Source organism: Eisenbergiella porci (assembly GCF_009696275.1).
Taxonomy (GTDB): domain Bacteria; phylum Bacillota; class Clostridia; order Lachnospirales; family Lachnospiraceae; genus Eisenbergiella; species Eisenbergiella porci.
Genome location: NZ_VUMI01000010.1, coordinates 79,826 through 101,286, shown reverse-complemented (window position 1 = coordinate 101,286; position 21,461 = coordinate 79,826). Strand labels below are relative to the sequence as shown.

The window sequence follows — 21,461 nt, the reverse complement described above, 5'->3', positions numbered from 1 at the left end:
TGCCCTTCCTTTCAATACAGCGGCGCCCATGTCCAGGCACCGCTGTGGGTATTATAGTTATCGGGACTGTGTCTGAGAGGCGGCCTCAATTGTGGCAGCCGCTTCTTCGGGTGTGGCTTCTCCTAAGGCAAGGACCGTCAGTTGGTCACTGATTATCTGTTTCAGATCCGCATAAGCCATTTCACGATAGCCGCCCAGATTATTTTCAGCCTGTTCCAATATGTAAGCCAGGTTGTCAAGCCCATCCTGGTTCATTCCCTGTACCTTCAGATCCAGATCTTTTCTGGAAGGACAATAGGAAAAATAATGGTTTATCAGTATATCCTGTCCCTCATGCAGCATGAAATCGATAAAGGTCCAGGCCGCATCCGCATTCTTAGTGTTTTTATTCATGCAAAGACATACGTCAACAGAAGCCGTAACCGGACAGATCTTACCGTCGTTATTCCAGTCAATCAGAAAAATATCATGGTCCGCGCCTTCCGAATTGAATACCTTATCCTGGTCCGGATCACCGCTTACATAAAAGCCAGCGGCCCAGGAACCATTCTGTATCATGGGAATGCTTCCTTCTTTTTCAAAAAGGTCTGAGGTATCATTATAAACACCCACACCTAACGCTCCGTCCTGAAAAATCCCTTCCGTAAAGCAGGACTGCCAGATTCTGAAGGATTCCACCAAATCAGGATCTGTAAAAGGTGTTTTTCCCTCAATTGCTGAGTACAGCTTTTCTGAATTGATATCATTTGCCATGCTCATCCATGTATCGATGTTAATCCAGGCATCTTTAGCTCCGATGGTAAGCGGATATTGTCCGTTCTCCCTGAGAACCCGGGCGCATTCTTTCAGATCGTCATAGGAGCCGGGGATTTCCAGGCCATATTCCTTCAGCATATTTACATCCGCCCAGGTAAAACCGGCGTAGGTAAGTCCTAAAGGAAGGCCGTAATAGTGCCCGTCCTCGTTCAGGAGATCCATGCAGAAGTCCATGTATTGTGACTGCCAGTCGGAGCCCCAGAAGTTTTCCGCATATGGAGTCAAATCCATCTCAAAGTCTCTGAATTCCTTGATTGTTGCACCTGTCTGCATTCCGAAAACATCGGCTCCCTCGCCGCTTGCCAGATCAATTTTCAGCTTTTCCACATGATCAGTATAGGGCATATAAACATGATTTACTTTGATGTTGGAATACTTTTCCTCAAAAGCTGCAATGACCTCATCAATAGCTGCCCCTTCACCCGGATTCCATGTCTGGAAATTGATTGTCACCTGCTCCTGCGTTCCTTCGGACTGAGCAGTATCTTTACCAGTGCCCTGCTCAGGCGCTTCGCTTCCCGCGTTCCCTCCTGTCTGGGCAGGGCTGCTTCCGCAACCTGCCGTCAGTGAAGCCGCCATAAGAATTGCTAACACCATACATCCTAACCTTCTCTTCATAACGAATTCCTCCACAATTCAATATATTTGTTTTTTGTTGACAAAATTATTATATAAATTTATTTTGTGCACTTATACCCATTATTTATTGAAATATGTGTTATTTTTTTAGATTTTTATAAGCTGGTGATTGCGATTAATTGGTCGCATTGTAAAATTGCTTATAATACAGCCTTTTTGCATATTGTAAGCAAACATTTTTATGAGGCGGGAGTTGATATTTTGATAGAGATATAATACAGGCGGATATGTGATATTCTGATGGCGGTATAATCCAGACGGACAAATGATTTTCAGCAGATGAATGTATAATGCAAAAAATACCGGTTCCATTGTCAGGGAACCGGCATTTTTTACCACCTCCGGCGGCAATATTTTTTCTGCCTTTCTGTAGCCCATTCTGCCCTCCTGAAAAGTCAAATCCCCCGCAGTAAGCTGCGGACATTTGATTCCCGCGACAGAAGCCAATTGGATATATAACCTGGCAGTGTTCACTGCATATCCGGCCGGCCTGCCGTCCGCGGGAATAGTTTCCCGGATGAGCAAAGGCTATTACAAGTCTTTCATATTATATGATTTATTGTCTGCAATAGCATATCCAGCTCATTGCTACATCCTTCCTTCCGCCCTGGCCTTTGCCGCCTTCAGTATTTCCACGAAGGCATCGGCCTTGGATACCGCCTCAGCGCCTATTCCGGATTTCGTACTCACCACCCGGTTGGTCAGAAGGGTCGGCATGGATATTTTTTTACCATCCAGATAAAAAACAAAACGTATCCCTGTCATGGCGGAAGCGATTGTTTCAATACGGTCAATGCGGGAGGCATTGAAAATCTGGATTTTAAAAGGATTGTAGGAAGAAATGAAGCCAATCATGCCGTTTGTCATGTCGATATAGAGAATTCCGCCTCTCCCCTGAAAAGAGCTGTCAAATCGGTAAGGAAGCGCGTCAACCTCCTTCGCCGTCTTTTTTACAAACAGGCTTGAAAAATTACCCCATGCAATCAAACTGCGCAGCTGTCTTCCCTTTAAAATCCAAAGCTTCCAGCTCTTTTGCCAAATCAGGGCAAAAAAGGTAAGGTGTTCATTCAAAGCCTTTCGTAGTTTTCTTCTCCCCATCCGGGAAGTTTGTGTTCGAAGGCCTCTTCCCAGGCCTTTTTGTTTTCATTAAAATAGTTCATTTATTTTCTCCTGTTTTCTAATATCACCAAACCTTCGGCCGGTAGCGCATATCTGTGACCGTATAAACCGTAATAAATGCCTCCGGGTCCTCATGGTTAATATAATTCATCAGCTTCTGGTACTCGCTTTTATTTACAATAGTAATGATTTCATTATGCTTTTCCAGATTGTAAGCGCCGATTGCCTCATAGACGGTAGCGCCGCTGTGCAGGGTATTGATAATAAAATCTCTCAGCTGTCTTTCTTTTTTTGTGATGATGCAGACCCGCCGTTTTACATTCTGCCCGAAGATAAAATGATCCAAAATCATGCCGTTCAGGTAGGTTCCCAGGATGCTGAGGATTACCGTCTTTTTGTCATAAATCAGGGCGGAGGAAAGCGCCACGCACATTCCGGAAAGAGACATAGCCTTACCCAATTCCATATGCAGGTACTTATTCATGATTTTAGCTACAATATCCAGCCCGCCGGAAGAAGCATTTCTGTTGAATAAAATACTCAGCCCGATGCTGACTACGAAAATATAGCAGACCACATCCAGCTCCGCGCTGCCCGTCATTGACTGGTTATCCGGCAGTACCCGTTCAAAAATGCCTAAGAATACGGGCAGAAGAATGCTTGTGTAGACCGTCTTGACACCAAAGGTCTTTCCGCAGGTAAAGAAACCAATCACCAAAAGTATCACATTTAAAATCATTGTGATGGCTGATATGGATAAGGGAACAAAATTGGAAAGCACTATGGCCAATCCGGAAATACTGCTCACCGAAGCATGGCTGGGTATTAGGAAAAAATATACCGCCGCCGAAATAACGGCTACCGCTGCTGTCAATACCAGCATTTCCATAAACCATCCTGCCTGTTTTGCCTGCTTTTTTTGATTCTTTTCCATAGTTCCATTCTCCTTTTACCTGCTTTTTTCAGGACGCTTCCTGAAAGGAACGATTAAAATGTTCCCTTTTATTATCATTCATTTTTACCCTTCCGTCAATTCCAGCCATTCCTCCATTTTTTCATCAATCTGGTTTTCCAGTCTTTTTTTCTCAGCTTCCAGCTCCAGCAGCCGCTCATAATCAGTTCCTGCCGCAGCCGTATCGGCCTCGCAGGCGTTTTTTAATTTCTCCAGCATCCTGATTTCCTGCTCCAGCTGCTTCTGGCGGTATTGGTTCCGTCCGCTTCCTGTCGCAGCCGGTTTAGCCGGGACAGTGTTTGTTTCCCACCTCCTTTCCGTTTTCTTTTCCGTTTCCTGAGCGGGCGCACTTGGCATGGCGGCTCTTTTTGCCTTTTCCTGCCGGTAATATTCATAATTGCCGGCATAGCTGCAGGCGCCCGTTTGCGTGATTTCCACCATCCTGTCAGCCATTTTGTTCAGGAAATACCTGTCGTGGGATACAATAAGAAGCGTCCCCTTAAATTGTTCCAGCGCTGTTTCCAGATTTTCTCTGGAAAGAATGTCCAAATGGTTGGTTGGCTCATCCAGTATCAGGAAATTGATGCCCTGGCTATTTTCTCCGGGAGTATACACCCCGGTCTGCATCAGCCTGGCCAGATAAAGTCGGCTTTTCTCGCCGCCGGACAGATTTTCCACCTTTTTAAAAACACTTTCACCGGTAAAAAGATATCTGGACAGTTCTTCACGTGCCTTGCCCTCCCCGATAACCAATCCATCCCGAAAGGCCTCCAATACGGACACATCCTCCCTGGGGAAATGCACCTGCTGCGGCAGATAGCCGATTCTGGCGCTGGCGCCCACACGGATGCTCCCTGCGTCTGCCGGAAGCTCTCCCAGTATCATACGGAGCAGCGTTGTCTTTCCGCACCCGTTTCTTCCAAGCAGAGCCACATGTTCCTGATAATACACCTCCAGATCGAGATTGGAAAAAAGCTTTTTATTACCAAAGCTTTTTGCAACGCCTTCCAACAGCAGAACATCCTTTCCGGAACGCTCACCCTCCTCAAAAGTTACCCGCATTCCCGGGCCCTCGTTTTTCGGACGCTCCACTTTTTCCATCCGATCCAGCCTCTTCTGCATGGAAGCCGCCCGCTTATACATACTCTCATTATCAGCCTGCGCGGCCCAGGAACGCATATCCTTGATTGCCTTTTCCATAGCCTTAACTTTCTTCTGCTGTTCCTTGTAAGCATCCAGCTGCCGCTGCCTGCGCCGTTCCTTTTCCTCCAGGTAATAAGAATAATTCCCCAGATATTCCACGGCCGTCCCGTCCTCTACCTCCAGGATTCTGGTAGCCGCGGCATCCAGAAAATATCTGTCGTGGGAAACCATAAGCACAGTCCCTTTATAGTTCTTCAAATATTCCTCCAGCCACTGCAGCATGGACATATCCAGATGGTTCGTAGGTTCATCAAGCACCAGGATATCCGGATTCTGCAAAAGGACCTTTGCCAGGCAGGCCAGCGTCTTTTCTCCTCCGCTGAGCGTCCTGAACTCCGCCTCCAGAAATTCGCCGGACAGCTTAAGCCCCGTACAGATACGCGCAAAACGCTCCTCCATTTCATATCCGCCGCCTGCCTCATACCTTTCCTGCAAAAGAGTATATTTTTTCAAAAGAACATCAATATCCTCTTCGCCCCCGGAACCTGCAGCATTCTCCAACGCTCTTTCCAGCGCCTGCATCTGCTCCTGCAGCATTACTAACTCGCAAAAAGCCTGCTCGCACACCTGCCTTACCGTCATTTTCTCTTCATAAACAGGCATCTGCTCCAGATAACCTGTCACCGCATTTTTGCGGATGGATACACATCCTTCATCCGGCGCCTCCACTCTGGTAATCAGCTTCAGAATGGTGGATTTCCCGCAGCCGTTTTTTCCAATTACGGCCACCCGCTCATCCTCCTGCACCTCAAAGGTAATGTTTTCAAGCACCAGCTGTGCTCCATAATACTTTTTCAATTGACTGCATGATAACTCTATCATTTTTACTCTCCTTCTTCCCGAACCGGCCCACTCCCCTCATCCTGCCTGAGCCGGCTCCAACGCGCCTGTCACACGTTCTGCCGCCATAAAAAAAGCACCAACAGGCTGCCATAATTTACCGCAGCCTGCCAGGGCCTCTCCTTCTGTATACGATAAACACCCCGCGGCCCCGCACAAAAAAATGCAAAGCCCTGCCGGCTGTTCACCATATCCATCCATATAATCCTCAGATATACAAAAAAAGACCCGGGGAGCAATACCGCCCGGATCCTGATATCATTCTATAATTTCTCGATCGCCGCTTCCCGCACTGAAAAAATACGGAAAACCAAGTTCAGAAATCACTTACCCTGCCGCACAAAACGCGGCCTCCGGTTTCGGTTGCTCACTTCCTGATATGCAATTTTGGGCAGACTCCACCTGTGATCCGGAATAAACATGTATAATTCCGCACATAGATATCGGCAATCTGTCTAAAATTGTATGACCAGGAACAAATCCGACCATCTTTCTTTCCTTCCTCTGCAATCTTTGTGTTTTATAATAACATGACATAACAATAAAAGCAAGCCGAAATCTCAAACTCTTCGACAAACGAAATCCAGTCCCTACAGCTTTTCAAGCCGTTCGCACACGCGGTCTATGTCCTGAGCCTTCAGAAACCGTCTGTTATGGCGGAATATATCCGCCACAGCCGCAGAAAGCGCATAAACAGGCAGGGCAAAACGGTTTTCTCCCATATATCCGGCCGTAGCCAGTAAGCCCGCCTTTCCGAAGACCGCAATGGAATAATAAGGAAGCCAGGGCATGTCTTTAAACTCCCACTGCATCCGGTCCAGAATCCGCTTATTTTCCAGGAAAGGATTATACAGATAATTGCGGCAGGAAAGAAACCAGCTCTCCCGGAAGGACTGTATCCAGTAACGCCCTTCCGGATTGCCGGAGATCACTCCCGGGAAATTCCCGGAATAAATTACATAAATACCTGATTCATGGATCATCACCACATCCGCACCGCCGGTCCGGCCCAATTCATCCGTCAGACACAGATCTGTCAGAATCCTTTTATATCCGGCCACAGGCCTGAGAATATCCAGAATCTCCTCCGTACAGGTTTCCCTTTTAGTAAAGGAGCATTCATAATAAGAGCTGTGACTGTACTTTACATCATAGGGATTATAGGAGGCTCTTTTTTTATACATATAAATAAACAACAAAATTAAAACGAGTAAGCTCAGCATAATTTCCGCCGCTTTCCTCCTGCACTAACGGTACAGGACGTAATCCTGCATTTCTCTGATAAAACCGGCGCCGGACAGCGCGCCGGCCCCTTCTGCGGGATAATCCTTCACAACAATCCGTTTCAATCCGGCAAAAATACGCTTCTGCCGGAAATCCTCCGCAAACAGCTGCATGAGCGCAAGGCATTCCTCCGGCGGACATCCGCCGAAAAAGCGGAGTGTTTTTCCCTGCCGCTCCATGACCGCAATGGGATTTCCGCCCTTCATGGCAACCAGGGTTCCGGGAATGCAGGTAAAGCCTTTCCCCTCCTGATGCGTCAGCACCTTTCCCCAGATCTGCGCCGGATCAGACGCATTCAGCCATTTTATTTCCTGCTCCGGTTTTTCCAGGGCCAGTACTGTACTGTGAAAATCCTTTTCCCGGATAAACTGTGCCCCGGAAAGACCTTCCACAAAATACCCCCTGCGGACCTGGCCCGTATATTCCCGGATACGCAGGACGGAAAGCGCCGCCTGCCAGGACATATTCCAGGAAGCCACAGTTTCCCGGCACAAAATAATGCTGCGGTCAAAGCAGCGTTCCCATTCCTGGCCGTTTGTTTCCTTCTGAGGCCTTACCACGTCCCAGCGCCCTGCCTGCAGAGCCATTACGCGCGCGTTCACCCGCTGCCTCGCGGTTGCTTTTTTTATTTTATCCCGGTCAAGCCACTGTCTGACGGGGACAAAGCTGTCCGCATATACAAGTCCCTTTTCCAGAAGGGAGAGCAGAATCCCGTGGGGAGATTCCCCTTCCAGCAGACCCTTCAGCGCCTGCATAAAGCTGGCGCCGCGCTTTAACAGAGCCTGGTAGATAATTTGTTCCTTTCCCGATAACGTTTCCAGATTAGGGGAAAGATCCGCTTCCCAGTCAGTGTTTTCCGGATCATCAAAGCGGAGCATACCGCCTTCCTCCATATGCCAGAAAAAGGTGCCTTCAGCTAAAATGGCGTCCAGCAGGGACTCTCTGTAGCCCTTCACTCTCGCCGGCAGAATAACGCTTTCCCATAATGACGCAGGGAAAGGGTGTCCTGCAAATATGGATAAGGTCCGTTCCAGCTGTTCCCCGGAAGGCGCATGAATACTCATTCTGGAAAGAAGCAACGCTTCATAGGAGGCGGCAGGCCGTGTCTGTATCTGGTTTCGCCTGTTTTTCAGAGTCTGCCTGCGGGCTCTGTCATACAGCTTTCCATGATAATACACACCTTCACTTTCCACGGCCTCTTCCCGGCAGACAAGCTCGTTCAGTATTTCCAGGGCTTCTGTTTCCGTCCAGAAATAACGCTGTGCCGTCTGCCAGGCGGTCTGCCCTCCCCGGTATCTGAGCAGCCGCCTGACAATGTGAAGCCGTGCCTGGACCGTCTCTGTGTCCGTTTCCGGTTTTGCAAGCGGCAGAAGTTCCCCATCCTCTGATTCACAGACGGAAAGCGCAAGGAGATACTCCTCCCTGTGTTCCATGGCTATCCACAGTCCGGGCTCAAGATATGCCGCCCGGTCCTGGGCAGCCAGACTTTCCAGCCACTCCACAGGGACCTCCAGTTCCCCGGCGGTAAGATCTCCTTCTGTCATCAGCAGGGTATGCAGCTGCTTTTCATCCTCCGGAAGATGGCGGCGTTGCTGCACATCCGCCAGTTCCTCTTTCCCTGCGGCAATCATCTGCGCCTGCTTCAGCTCATCCTCCACCGCAGCCTGGACTCCTCTGGTGGTGGGATAATAATCATACATGACCGCGGCTTCCTGTGCCCACTGCAGGGGAAGTGACATGGGAGAAGGTGTTTCCGAATGGAATTCGCGTACGCTGATTGCGCCGGATCGGATGTCATGAAGAATCTCCTTCACTCCCTCCGGATCCCAGATCTGTGTCAGGCATTCCCGCATTGTCTCCCGGATCAACGGATGAGCCTTCTCCAGGGACACTCCTCCGGAAGTATCCTTTACCAGCGTATCCAGCATTTCCGCACTGCGGAGACGCTGCATCCACAGAGGAAGCCTGCCGCTTTTTTTGACCCCCATCATCAAAGCCCTGCCGCTGTTATAACGGAAAGCAATACCGAAAATAGGCGTTGCCGGAAGAAGGGCTTCCAAAACAGGAACCACACTTTCCGGATCCACCTGATAAAGCAGGCCCTCCGGCATCCGCTCCTCTCCGTAGGAATATAGAAGGATGCCATCCTCTTCCTCCACACAGCCAACATTGATGCCGGCCCGCTGCCTGGCAGCCTGCTGCAGAAGCAGCGCAAGCGGCGCATTTACACGCTTGCCGAACAGGGAATGTATCATAATCTGCGCGTTGCCGGACTGATCCCGGAAATGCTCCACAAGAATCGTCTTATCGTCAGGCAGGCCATCCGTTGCCTGGACCTGTCTTTTAATAAAGCCAGCTGACAGATCAGCGGCCGCATCATCCAACCCAAGCCTGTTCAGCGCCTGAACCAGGGTCCCTTTCTCACAGGCCTCCTGCAATTCATGGTAAATACGGCCAAAGGCCTTACTGGTACGAAGATCCCTTCCTTTTAACTCTCCTTTCCAGAACGGCACTCTGGCTCCCTCCAAAGGCGCCTGGGCAACGGTGACCGAATCCCGGCTGATATCCTGAATCTTCCATGCAAAAGCGCCCAGCAGAAAACGGTCGCCCTTCTGGGATTCGTATACGAATTCCTCGTCTACCTCCCCCACCTTGACTCCATCGCCTGTACGTACTGTATAAAGACCTTTATCCGGTATGGTACCTCCGGCGGATACGGCAAGCATCCGGCTGTATCCGTCTCCCTCCACACGCCCGTGAATCCTGTCATATAATATCCTCGGGCGGACCGGAATATCCCTGTCATGCTCAAAATCCCCTGCCAGCATGCCAAGAACAGAGTGGACATCCTCCCTGGTTATTTCCCGGAAGGGATAAGCGCGCGGCAGGATTTCCATAACCTCATCCACCTCATAACCGCGGAAAGCCGCCATGGATACCAGATGCTGCGCCAGCACATCCAGGCAGCCTTTAGGCGGATTGGCATGCTCCACCCCGCCCCGCCTGGCCAGTTCTGCCGTCATGCCGCACCAAACGCCCTCAGGCGCTGTACGGGGAAAAAGATACATCACGCTCACCCGCCCCGGGTTATGCCCGGCGCGGCCCAGCCGCTGCATGGTGCCGGAAATGGTTTTCGGGCAGCCGACCTGAAGCACCTGGTCGATTTCTCCCACATCAATGCCCAGCTCCATGGAAGAGGTGGCGCACAAAAGGCGCAGGCTTCCGTCACGCAGCGACTGCTCCACCTCAAAACGCTGTTCTTTTGACAGGCTGCCATGATGAACCCTGGCGAAGCCGTCTCCTCCCAGAAGATTCACATAGTAAGCCAGTTTTTCCGCATAACGGCGTCCCTCCACAAAAGCGATGACGCTGCGGCTTCCCTGACAATGGCGGTAGACCAGCTCCGCCAGCTCTTCCCAGACAGGATCCTTGCGTTTCCCCTTAGCGGCATCCGCAAAGGGACTGGTTATCACAAGCTCCACTTCTTTTTTCATGCCTGGGGACACAATGGTTACCGGATCAGGCGACAGATAGGCCGCCGCCAGGGAAAGCGGTTCTATGGTTGCTGAAAGCCCGATGCGCTGCAGAGGCGCTTCGCAGATTTTATCCAGCCTGGCGACGGAAAGCATCAGATGCGCTCCGCGTTTGGTATCAATCATGGCGTGAAGCTCATCCAGGATAATGGCCCTGGCGCTGTTAAGCACAGACTGTCCTGATTTGCTTGTGAGCATCAGATACAGGGATTCCGGCGTGGTAATCAGAATGTGCGGCGGATATTTCACCATGCGCTGCCTGTCCCTCTGGGGCGTATCTCCGGTACGGATCGCCACGTCGATCAGATCGGTCCCGCCGCCGGAAATACCGTCCAGAGGACGGCGCAGATTTTCCCTGATATCGCCTGCTAGGGATTTTAACGGCGAAATGTATATCAGTTGCAGCTTCCTTGGAAGCGTCCCCTCTCTCGCCTGCTTCATCAGCCTGTCAATGAACACAAGAAAGGCGGAAAGCGTTTTGCCCGTTCCTGTGGGAGCTGATACAAGCGCATGCTTTCCTCCTGCAATCGCAGGCCAGGCTTCCTTCTGCACTTGAGTGGGTTCTCCCAGCGCAGCCGCAAACCAGTCCGCAGTTGTCTTATCAAAAATTGTCCGCATATCCGTCATTCATATTCCTCATTCATTACTGTAAAAGGGACTGACAGACGGATTTCGACAACAGTTCTAAAACTGAACTGCCGCCTTTTTCCTCTGTCTGCCGCTTTTTATTTATATTTCATCCGCTTCCTCTGCATCCGGATTCTCCGCACTATTTTCTTCCGGCACGCTGTTTTCAGAGATACTGTTAGCTGATACGGAATTTTCGGAAATTCCCGGAAGCAGCCGCCAGGAAGCTGTCACCTCCTGTCCAATAATCCGGGACGCCCATTCTTCTATTTTTTCAAGCTGCGCCTTATCCAGGGGAGTATCTGTCTGAAGGATAAGCAGGTATTTTTCCACAACCACCTTCTTCTCTTCATCCAGCCCTCCCAGCGCGGCACAGTCCAGGTCCTTGATCTGGGGATAGAAAAGGGGGAGTTCGTCCATCAGCTGTTCCTTCAGAGAGGCGCTGAAGGAAAACTGGGCATAGGCAGGCCAGTACAGCTCTGTTTTCTCTGACAATGCCTTGGTTTTTTCCTCATAATCCAGCTGGATTTCCTCTCCTGCCGCAATTTCCGAATTAATCAGGTTTTCCACCTCTTCCTTACTGATACCGCCCGTAAATTCCGTCTGCGTCAGGTACAGCTTCATGCCCTTTAGCTGGCTGTAATCTGCCAGAGACTGTTCGATTGCATCCCGTGTGGCGCTGTCCAGGCGCTTGCCCACCACAGCCACGCGTATGATTCCGTTCTGCGTATCCAGGCTTTTGGAAACCACCTGCGTCTCATCAAAATCAAACTGTTTGGAAATAAAGCTGCTAAACTGGCTGTTGACCGCGCTGGTATTGATCATCTGGTAGGCTAAATAGACGCTTGGCAGCACAGTGATAATCCCTACCAGCATCACATATATTTTCTGCTTGCGCAGCACCTTCCCAGAAATTTCCTGCTTTGCATGGACATGCATGATCTTGAGGACCACCACAGCCGAAAGGCAGATAAAAAAGCAGTTAATGAAAAAGAGGTACATGGCCCCGCCGAAAAACTTCCAGGAATGACGGGCGATGCCATAGCCCGCCGTACAAAGGGGCGGCATCAGGGCGGTGGCAATTGCCACACCGGGGATAACGTTGCTTACCTTTTCTTCCCTTGTAGTTCCGATAATTCCTGCAAGGCCGCCGAAAACGGCTATCAGGACATCCCATATGGTGGGCGAGGTTCTGGCCAGCAGCTCGTTGGACGGCGCGGTTATAGGCGACAGCATAAAATATACGGTGGATACCATCACACAGAACACCACCTGGAAGGCAAGCTTCATAAACGCATGTCTGACATATGCCATGTCATAGGTGGCAATCCCGTAACCTATATTCATGATCCCGCCCATGAGCGGAGAAATCAGCATTGCCCCTATAATAACCGCGGTGCTGTTCATATTCAGTCCAATGGAAGCGATAAACATGGCTAAAATCATAATGCACATGTTCGTTCCCCTCAGCTGCCCTCCGCTCTTTATTCTGTCCGCTATTTCCTCCTGAGATGCACAGTCCGTGTTCAGATTAAAGGTGTCGATCAATATTTTCCGCAGCTGGTTCATTTCGTGGTACCGCCTTCCATGGGTTTCTTTTATGTAATTTGTTATGAAAATAGTAATGTTTTGACTTTCCTATTATATCGCGTTCCGTGATAGAATCCAAACGAATTTTTAATATTTTCAGGAACTGTTTTTAAAATTTCCTGAAACTGTCCGGTCCCTTCACATTTGCTGCTTTCCTGACTGCCTTGAATACGCGTCATATATTTCCCCATTTATACATAAGGCCTTTCATCCCTGTAATAGACGGCATGTCCCTGATTATGCTTCAATCCTATGGAGCGGTAGATATCCTCTTCCGTCCCTTTCACAATATAGGCAACCGTAAAAGTATTTCCCAGTTTCCGGAGTTCTTCGGTAAGCAGGTTCCCCATACGGCCTGCAATCCCATATTTATCCTGTTCAATTACAGAACCGTTATTATATTTAAGATTATCCCCCTGAAGCTCACATTCCAGACAGAATTCCCGGATATCTGCCGATAATCCGTCAAACATGGCGCGTATCAGCCCGACCAGCTTGTCCTCATAAAAAGCGCCGACGATGTATGCGGGAAATTTTAATGGCTCCGGTATTCCGATCGGCTTTTTGACATACGCATTGGCAGCTTGCGCATCCGTTCTTCCAACCGGCATAAACAGCGTATCGAATCCTCCGAGTGAATTTCCCATAGGGTCTGGAAAAAATATAACTCTGTCTGGCATACCGTATTTTTGGCGCCCGACAAAATAGTATCGGTTATATTAGTAATATACAAATCAATCATCTCCGCTGCCTTCATCCCCAACTGACACATAAGCCCGTCCTCCCTGCTTTTCAGTTCGTTTCATTGATACCTATGCCTATACATTCCTTTCAGGGTTCCGGCAACTTGAATCTGCACGAGATGGAAAAACATCATTAAAACTATTTGATTGTGTCATAGACACACAGCATTACGGTACCGCCTGCCATCAGAGTATATTTGCATAATACCAGTTATAATACAGACAGAAACCAAACGACAGGTGCGCCTTGCGCAGAAAGGTAAAATATGAAGGAATGCCCTAACTGTCACGAACTGGTCGGCGACAGCGTAAAAATCTGTTTCAACTGCCATTATGATTTCAGCCTGAAAAGGGTGGTTGGCTTCAGAAAACACTGGAGAGCTATGCCCTTAACGGCTGGCATCTGCATTCTGTATTTACAAATGAAGTTTTTGTATTCTCCAGAAAGCTTGCTGCTTTCCCTTAATTTTATACAAAGAGATTAACATTGGAGATTTCTGCATCTCCCAGATAAGAAGCTACGCCGGCTAACTCCACACCATCGATAAGCTCTTCTTTTGTTATGCCCATCACGTCCATGGACATGGTACAGGCCACAAGGCGGACACCCTGGGCCATGGCCTGGCGCATCAGCTCTTCCAGAGAGCTTACGTTTTTATCCTTCATTACCTTTTTCATGAGCCTGGTTCCCATGCCGCACATGTTCATGTTGGAAAGCTTCAGCTTCCCTGTGCCCCTCGGCATCATCATTCCGAACATACGATCCAGGAACGGTTTTTTCACCTTTACCTTTTCCGGCTTACGCAGTGCGTTCAGCCCCCAGAAAGTAAAAAACATGGTAACCGGCCTGCCCATGGCCGCCGCCCCGTTGGCGATAATAAAGGCTGCCAGCACCTTATCCAGATCACCGTCAAAAACGATGATGGTCTTACCCTGGTTTTCGGCAGGATACTGCGTTGTTCCGGAACCGGACGGACAGGCGCAGCCTGACGCAGCGGTTCCCTCCGCGGAATTTTTGCACCCTTTTTCAATCGTAACCTTATTTTCACGGTTTTCTCTTTCCACGTTTACCAGCCGGTTTCCGGTTCTGCTGCACCAGGCCTGCACATCCCTGGCAAAGCCCATGTCTGTGGCTGTGACACAGAGCTGCTCCCCCTCTTCCATCTCTTTGAGCGCTTCATTTACCTTCATGATAGGCCCCGGGCACTGCATGCCGCAGCAGTCAAGGATCTTTATGCTTCTCTCCTTTTTCGGAAGGTTTTCCTCTTTCATCTGCGGCTCCTTTTGCGGAAGGCTTCCCGCATATTCTTTGTAGTGATAGGATTTATAAAAGGCGCTGCCGCCCTCCAGGACCCGTACCTTCAGAAAGCCGGACTGCTGCAGGATGCGGGCCGCATTGTAGGAACGCACGCCGATGGCGCAGTAGGGAATAATCAGCTTTGAACGATCCAGCTCATCCAGCCTGCCGCGCAGCTCTCCCAGGGGAATGTGTACGGAACCCGGAAGCGCGAAAACCATGCGTTCCACATTTTCCGTGATATCCAGGATCTGGTAAGTGTCCTTCGCAGCCTCATCTGCCTGCAGCTTTTCCAGTTCACGGACGCCTATGAAGGAAACCAGCCCGTTTCTCACATTTTCAGCAACAAAGCCGGCCATATTTACAGGATCCTTGGCGGAGGAATAGGGCGGCGCATAAGCCAGCTCCAGTTCTGCCAAAGCATCTGTGGTGCCGTGCAGACGCATGACGGAGGCAATGGTATCCACTCTTTTATCCACGCCGTCCTGACCGATGATCTGCGCGCCTAAAATCTTTGCCGCCCCATCAAAAACGAGTTTCAGCGTCATGGGAACCGCGCCGGGATAATAGCCTGCATGGGATTTCTGCTGAATCAGTATTGTGTCATAATCCCGGCCCTTCTTTTTCCCGGAGGCGAGGAGCGTCTTTTCATTGATTCCCACGGCGGCAGCCGTCAGGTCAAAGCATTTCGCCACACTGGCGCCCAGGGTCCCTTCATATACTTTTTTATCACCTGCGATGTTGTCCGCACAGATTCTGGCCTGCTTGTTTGCCGGGCCGGCGAGGGGGATCATGGTTTTATTACCCGTAGTAAACTGAGTCACCTCAATCACATCTCCCACCGCATAAATGTTGGGGACGCTGGTCTGCAGATGGCCGTTGACCACAATGCCTCCCCTTTCGTTCAGCGCCAGGCCTGCATCGGCGGCAAGCGCGCTGTTAGGACGTACACCGATGGAAAGAATGACCATATCCGCGTTTACCTTCCTGCCGCCAGACAGCAGGATTTCCACCTGCCCGTTCTCCTGTCCGAAGCTCTTAACCCCATCCTCAAGCAGCAGCCTCACACCGTTCAATTCCATATTTTCATGGAGCAGTTGGGCCATTTCATAATCCATGGGAGCCATTACCTGGTTCTGCATTTCTATAATGGATACTGCAAGCCCTGCCGCATGAAGGTTTTCTGCCATCTCCACCCCGATAAAACCGCCTCCGATCACCGCTGCGCTGCGGGGATGGTTTTCCTGCACAAAGGCTTTGATCCGATCTGTGTCGGCGATATTCCACAGGGTAAAGATATGTTCTCCGTTAATTCCCGGAATACCGGGCTTCAGCGGGGATGAGCCTGTGGCGATAATCAGGTGATCATAGCTTTCCTCATAGGTTTCTCCCGTAAGCAGGTTTTTTACCGTTACCTTATTTTCTTCGGGCCGGATGGCGGTTACCTCATTCTCCACCCGGACATCAATATTAAATTTGCTCTTCATTCCTTCCGGCGTCTGAAGCAGAAGCGCCTCCCTGCTTCGGATTATATCTCCTATATAATATGGCAGCCCGCAGTTGGCAAAGGAAATATAACCGCCCTTCTCCAAAACCACGATTTCCATGCCCTCATCCCTACGGCGTAGTCTTGCTGCTGCTGTGGCCCCGCCGGCCACACCGCCGATAATCACTGTTTTGCTCATAAAAAATACACTCCTTTACAGTAAGCTGATGGACTCATCTTACCTTATGGAGTGTATTTCTTCCGTAACCAGGTCACATAACATACAGGGGCCCCTGCGCCCTTCATCATTCGGAAAAAGATACGTTTGACGGCTGATTGATTCTGCTGCCATACACACCCTTCCTGCCGCTACTGCCTGGCTAGCTCCTTCAGCCGTTTCTTATCTTTCAGCCGGACCCTGCCCCGGCCCAGCTCCACCATACCTTCATTTTCAAAATATTTAAGCATCCGTGAAACAACCTCACGCGCGCTTCCCGTATATTTGGCGATCTGGTCATGGGTCATGGTCAGCGTATCCTTTCCTGTCTTTGCGGACTCATCTATGAGAAAAACTGCCAGCCTGCGGTCAAAGCTCATGAACAGGATCTGCTGCATCGTCCACATCACATCGGAAAAACGTTCTGTGGTCTGCTTATAAATAAAATTTTCCACATATATATTTTCATCGGAAAGCTTCTTAAAAACAGCGGTGGGGATGACAGTTACCCTGCTGTCTTCCTCTGCGTCAATGAGAATCTCAAAGGTGATTTCCTGCATAAAACAGGATGCACTAAGAATACAGGCCTCTCCCTCTTCAATACGGAAAAGCGTGATATCCCTGCCGTCCTCTGACTGGATATATACCCGCAGCGCTCCTGCCTGCACAAGGATTACCCCCACACAGTCCTCCGAAGCCTTGTGAATGAAGCTTCCCCTGGAATACGTCATCTCAGCGGCGCTGCGGCAGATACTTTCCATTTCCGCAGCAGTCAGCTTCTCCCAGAAAGGGAAAAAATCTTTCAACTGCCCACATTTTTCCTTCTCCATATATTCTCCCCTTTCCCGGCTGTTTCCTGCCGATATCTGAAAAAAGTCCCGATAAATGAAAAGGGACCGCCGCAGGCGATCCTATTTCACCGGTACGAACTTCGCCTGGTTCATCAGCGGATGCTCCAGGGAAATCGCCCCTTTATTCGGGCAGGCCATTACACAACTGCCACAATAATAACATTCTCCCGGATAAATAACAAGAGGGTGCTTTCCCCTGACCGGGTTTGGTATCATAATATCCACCTGGCATACATCGGCGCAGCGGTTGCAACCGACACACAGGCTTTCGTCAAACTTCAGCGGCCTTGCACTGCAGGGCACTACGGAAGCCGTCAGTTCCTTTTCCATGCTCGCTTCTCCTTCTACCGTAATCTGCCGCCAATATAATCCTGGTTCCGTTTTTCATATTCCTCTTCCACATCCCCGAAATATCCAAGCGGCACTCTTCCCTTCACGGCTTTCCCGTTTTCCTGGCGGATGGTGATAAAGCATTTGTCGGCTTCCGGGTCCATCTGCGGATAATCGCTTCGTTCAAAGCACAGAGGCTTTGAGCTGGATTCCCGGAACAGACATGCCTGCAGAATCATTTTTGCAACCTCTAATATATCAAACACCTCATGGGCGCGCATCAGCTCATGCGGGTTATCCGCCTTTACCAGGGGAACCGCTTCCTTCTCATAGCTGTTTAAGAGGGCCAGCCCCTCCTCCAGGAGAGCGCTGCATTTTATTCCGCCGCAGTAGTTCTGCATGGCCTTGGAAACCGCCATATTCAGCTCCCTCCAGTCCATGCCGTCCTCCACGTAAAGCGGCGCATACAGGCGTTTTTTTTCCGCTTCGATTTGCTGCCTGTCTGGAACTGCCAGTTCCACATCTTCTATGGAATCCGCAGCCTTTCTGCCCGCATAATATCCGGTTGCGGCAGCAAAACCACAGCAGTCCGAGGCAAAAAGCTGATCCCCGGCAGCATAGATCCCGTCAATATTCGTTTTCAGATCCCAGTCATGCATGATGCCGCCGGGCGCGCCGAACAGCTGCCGTTCCTGAGCCAGAAAAGCCGCGGACTGCCAGCCGTTTCCGTAGCTCTGCAGCATATGCTTTTCCGGGTCAAAGCCGCGTTTTGTATAGTTTTCCAGAATCGGGATCTTGGTTTTTCCCTCTTCGCCTACCATCATGCCCCAGATAACCTTGCGTTCCATTTCAGGCATCCGGCTCAAATCCGCATAAAAAGGAAGCTGGTAGCCGCGTTTTATCAGTTCGTCAAAGGGCAGGGTTTCCGGTCCTCTGTATTCATATTTCGCTTCGTCAATTACGCCGCCCTTGAGGAAGAATTTCTGCCCGGGCGCAGGATAATAACGCTCTGATACGGTTTTCAGCTCCTTGCCGTCCCGGTCCACATAAGGGATTTCCACGCCCCTGGCATCCACCATGGTGGCCGCGTACCAGGTATTGTGGTTATTTCCGGTGCCATAGGGAGGAAAGCTCCGGCCGGCCGCTGAAAACTCGCCCTTCACCGATTTTTCCATCATGGTAAATTCGATCCCGGCCCGGTATCCCATGGCATGGCCGCTGCCGATGCTCTGGGTGGGACGGAATTCGCACAGTCCAACCAGGTCAGGATTAAAAAGCCATACCCTGGCGGGACGCGACATGGTGAGTATTGTGGCCTTTGCCCTGAAAATCATGAATTTACCGGTACGCACATTCATGCCCAGCGCGCCTGTCCCTCTTTTTTCCCCATTTACCACGGCCGTCAGCAGGGCTGTGGCTTCCGTTCTGTCATAAACGGCCACACCAAGCTTTTTCAGCTCACGGTACAAAGCAGGCTTGAAGGTACTTCCCCACACACGGAGCGTAAAACGGTTTTTATAATCATAGGCGAACATGAGCCTGGTTTCTTCATCCCTGAACTCTGCGCCCTTGAACTCATCCTCCGTGTCCCGCACCTTTCCGCCGAAGCTTTCCATATCCAGCAGACGGTCGTAGCCCTCCCTGCATTCGATATAGTGGGCGATACCGTTGCTGTAATAATCCTGCTCTTCAATATAAGCCTCTGCGATTTCCTTGGGAGTCACCCGGGAACAGGGATTGGTACAGGCGGATTCCCAGTGGTCATCTTGCGGTAAGAAGCCCTGCCAGAATCAGTCCGCCGCCGCAGCCTATAGAGTAATAGATTCCGGGCCATACGCCTTCGTTGTAGCCATTGGTCGCGCTGCTGAGCACGATCCCCACGCCGATTTGAACTGCTGCAAGGGTGATTGCCGTCATCGGCGCATTCAGCTTCCGTCCTGCCACCAGGAAATCCGAGGCCTTCTTATTTTTTCTGGATGCATAGATTCCCGTGCCGATCATGACCAGGAAATACACCACACAAATTGTTACAATAACTGTGTTTCCCCCCATAATTTCTGTCTCCTTTAGATGATTTATCTTGGGTTTTGCTTCGCTGCTTTTTGTGCGCTTTATTGCGCACACGCTTTAAAGCAGTAAAGCCATATTATTGTAACATTCCTGTACAAGGAAAGCAAGTCATTTTTCATTTCTTTTGCCTGCTTTGTAACAGTTCAGCCTTCGGCCGAACTGTTACTGCATCTGCCCATGATAAGTCGCCTTCGGCGAGGGGCGGATGCCTGCTGCCACTACGTTTTCGCACGGTTTGCGCAGTGAATGCGCAAACCTGCCTGAACTGTTACCCTGCTTTTTCGAAAGCTGAAGCTCCGTTTTTTTCTTATCCGCCATGAAATTAACCCATAGGCCTGAAGCCGGCGTTCTCTGCTATCTCCTGTTCCCGGAACAGACTGCGGACGGTCTCCTCATAATCGCACAGACGCTGCGCTTTCCTGATCTTTTTTACATATTTTTCAGAGTTGGAAAACAGGCAGCCCAGATAGTACCATAATTCCTTCATCCGGAACAGTACATCCCGTTCGCCGGAAAGCACCTCTCTGTAATCCTGTTCCAGCCGTTCAAGGAAACGCTTTATTTCCTGCTTTCCTGGCCGCTCCTCTCCCGCCAGTTCTCCCGGCAGGCCGGGATTTGCCAGGATTCCCCTGCCCAGCATTACCGTTTCAGTCTGCGGAAAGGCAGAGGAAAAACGGAGGTAATCCTCTGCGGTAAAAATGTCCCCATTATAAACGACCGGATTCCGGCTTAATTCCTGCGCTTTCCCAAAGGCCTCCCAGTCGGGCTTATTTTTATAATAATCCGTCTGTACCCTGGGATGGATAATCAGCTCCTTTAGCGGAAATTTATTGAAGATTTCCAGTAAAAGGCCAAATTCCTCCGCTCCCTCCAGCCCCAGCCTGGTTTTCAGGGATATCTGCATATCCAGAGCTTCAAATACTTCCGCAAGGAACCGTTCCAATGCTTCCCTCTCCCTCAGAAAACCTGCCCCTTTTTTCTTGGACACCACGGTTCCCGAAGGGCAGCCCAGATTCAGGTTCACCTCCCGGTAGCCATATTCGGCAAGCTTTTTGGCCGTGCGGATAAAATCCTCCGCTCTGTTGGTCAGAATCTGCGGAACTACATACATCCCCTGATTGTGCTCCGGCAGAATATCATTCCGTTCTTTGGAATTCAGGGTCTTGTCCTGCTTCGGCGCAATAAAGGGTGTAAAATACTTGTCCATGGGATGGAATATACTATGGTAGGCATTCCTGTATATGTAGCCTGTAATTCCTTCCATGGGGGCAAAATATAATTTCATTTCTGTTTTCCTTTCTGCATTGATGTATCCTGTGACGTTAAACGGGCCGGAGAATTTTTCCCCGGTCCAATGTTTGATTTTGCACACAAAATTTCATTTCCCTATTATACTACGTTGTGTATGAATAAGGAAAGAAAAGAATCTTGCTTTAATTGCTCTGGCTTTGGCAGAACTACTGCTACTTATTTATCGTATCAACAACAGCCATCCCGCAGATTCTCGGGGCAGGCTGCCGGATGGAGAGCTCTGCGATATCATCACTGTCCCGGCCGCAAGCACCAGCAAAACCAACAGGGCCGCTATCAGATACAGGGAACGCATTAAACTGTTTTCACTTTCTCCCAAAAGCCCCAGCAGTGCCGTTCTGTGATACGCTCTGTTTTCCGGTGTATCTTCTCATATGCCGCCGTTAGCCTAAGATAGCTTTTCATAGGAATGCTATCACCGCCGCTTCTTTTCACTTCGTCGCTATTTTGCAGCTTTATCCCAATATACGGGACATCCTTTATTTCCTTCATAAGCGCCACCTTCTTTCAAGGTAAAACATAGCAATGAAAAATGACTTTTAAGTGAATCCCA

At 49.9% G+C, this 21,461-nt stretch carries 15 protein-coding genes; all 15 read right to left on the bottom strand.

Annotation, left to right across the window (positions count from 1 at the left end):
• Positions 1–57: 57 nt before the first annotated feature.
• Complete coding sequence (locus tag FYJ45_RS08370; RefSeq protein ID WP_154464232.1) at positions 58–1,434, bottom strand: ABC transporter substrate-binding protein; 1,377 nt, start codon at positions 1,432–1,434, stop codon at positions 58–60.
• Between the two features lie 609 nt (positions 1,435–2,043).
• Positions 2,044–2,442 carry a hypothetical protein gene (locus tag FYJ45_RS08365; RefSeq protein ID WP_154464231.1) on the bottom strand — a complete coding sequence of 133 codons (399 nt, stop codon included), beginning with the start codon at positions 2,440–2,442 and terminating at the stop codon, positions 2,044–2,046.
• A 196-nt stretch (positions 2,443–2,638) separates the two neighbouring features.
• Complete coding sequence (locus tag FYJ45_RS08360) at positions 2,639–3,508, bottom strand: YitT family protein (RefSeq protein ID WP_235930724.1); 870 nt, start codon at positions 3,506–3,508, stop codon at positions 2,639–2,641.
• An 84-nt stretch (positions 3,509–3,592) separates the two neighbouring features.
• Positions 3,593–5,551 carry a ribosomal protection-like ABC-F family protein gene (abc-f, locus tag FYJ45_RS08355; protein WP_154464230.1) on the bottom strand — a complete coding sequence of 653 codons (1,959 nt, stop codon included), beginning with the start codon at positions 5,549–5,551 and terminating at the stop codon, positions 3,593–3,595.
• Positions 5,552–6,159: 608 nt separating this feature from the next.
• A complete protein-coding gene (locus tag FYJ45_RS08350) occupies positions 6,160–6,792 on the bottom strand; it encodes a nuclease-related domain-containing protein (protein ID WP_154464229.1) in 633 nt (210 codons plus the stop codon).
• Between the two features lie 24 nt (positions 6,793–6,816).
• Positions 6,817–11,013: a DEAD/DEAH box helicase gene (locus tag FYJ45_RS08345; protein ID WP_154464228.1), complete on the bottom strand. Its 4,197-nt coding sequence runs from the start codon at positions 11,011–11,013 to the stop codon at positions 6,817–6,819.
• Positions 11,014–11,115: 102 nt separating this feature from the next.
• A complete protein-coding gene (locus FYJ45_RS08340; protein ID WP_025489799.1) occupies positions 11,116–12,582 on the bottom strand; it encodes a DUF389 domain-containing protein in 1,467 nt (488 codons plus the stop codon).
• A 212-nt stretch (positions 12,583–12,794) separates the two neighbouring features.
• The gene (locus FYJ45_RS08335; protein WP_154464227.1) at positions 12,795–13,214 is read right to left on the bottom strand and encodes a hypothetical protein; all 420 of its coding nucleotides are present in this window, start codon (positions 13,212–13,214) and stop codon (positions 12,795–12,797) included.
• A 600-nt stretch (positions 13,215–13,814) separates the two neighbouring features.
• A complete protein-coding gene (locus FYJ45_RS08330) occupies positions 13,815–16,328 on the bottom strand; it encodes an FAD-dependent oxidoreductase (RefSeq protein WP_154464226.1) in 2,514 nt (837 codons plus the stop codon).
• A gap of 170 nt (positions 16,329–16,498) precedes the next feature.
• Positions 16,499–17,176 (bottom strand): Crp/Fnr family transcriptional regulator, encoded by a 678-nt coding sequence (locus FYJ45_RS08325; protein ID WP_021635813.1) that lies wholly within the window; start codon positions 17,174–17,176, stop codon positions 16,499–16,501.
• Between the two features lie 81 nt (positions 17,177–17,257).
• The gene (locus FYJ45_RS08320) at positions 17,258–17,527 is read right to left on the bottom strand and encodes a 4Fe-4S dicluster domain-containing protein (protein WP_021635814.1); all 270 of its coding nucleotides are present in this window, start codon (positions 17,525–17,527) and stop codon (positions 17,258–17,260) included.
• A 14-nt stretch (positions 17,528–17,541) separates the two neighbouring features.
• Positions 17,542–19,251, bottom strand: coding sequence for a hypothetical protein (locus tag FYJ45_RS08315; RefSeq protein WP_235930723.1), 1,710 nt, complete (start codon positions 19,249–19,251; stop codon positions 17,542–17,544).
• Positions 19,252–19,288: 37 nt separating this feature from the next.
• Complete coding sequence (locus FYJ45_RS08310; protein WP_235930722.1) at positions 19,289–19,579, bottom strand: hypothetical protein; 291 nt, start codon at positions 19,577–19,579, stop codon at positions 19,289–19,291.
• Positions 19,580–19,919: 340 nt separating this feature from the next.
• Positions 19,920–20,882 carry a tRNA dihydrouridine synthase gene (locus FYJ45_RS08305; protein WP_154464225.1) on the bottom strand — a complete coding sequence of 321 codons (963 nt, stop codon included), beginning with the start codon at positions 20,880–20,882 and terminating at the stop codon, positions 19,920–19,922.
• Between the two features lie 320 nt (positions 20,883–21,202).
• A complete protein-coding gene (locus FYJ45_RS08300) occupies positions 21,203–21,400 on the bottom strand; it encodes a hypothetical protein (protein WP_154464224.1) in 198 nt (65 codons plus the stop codon).
• Positions 21,401–21,461 lie beyond the last annotated feature (61 nt).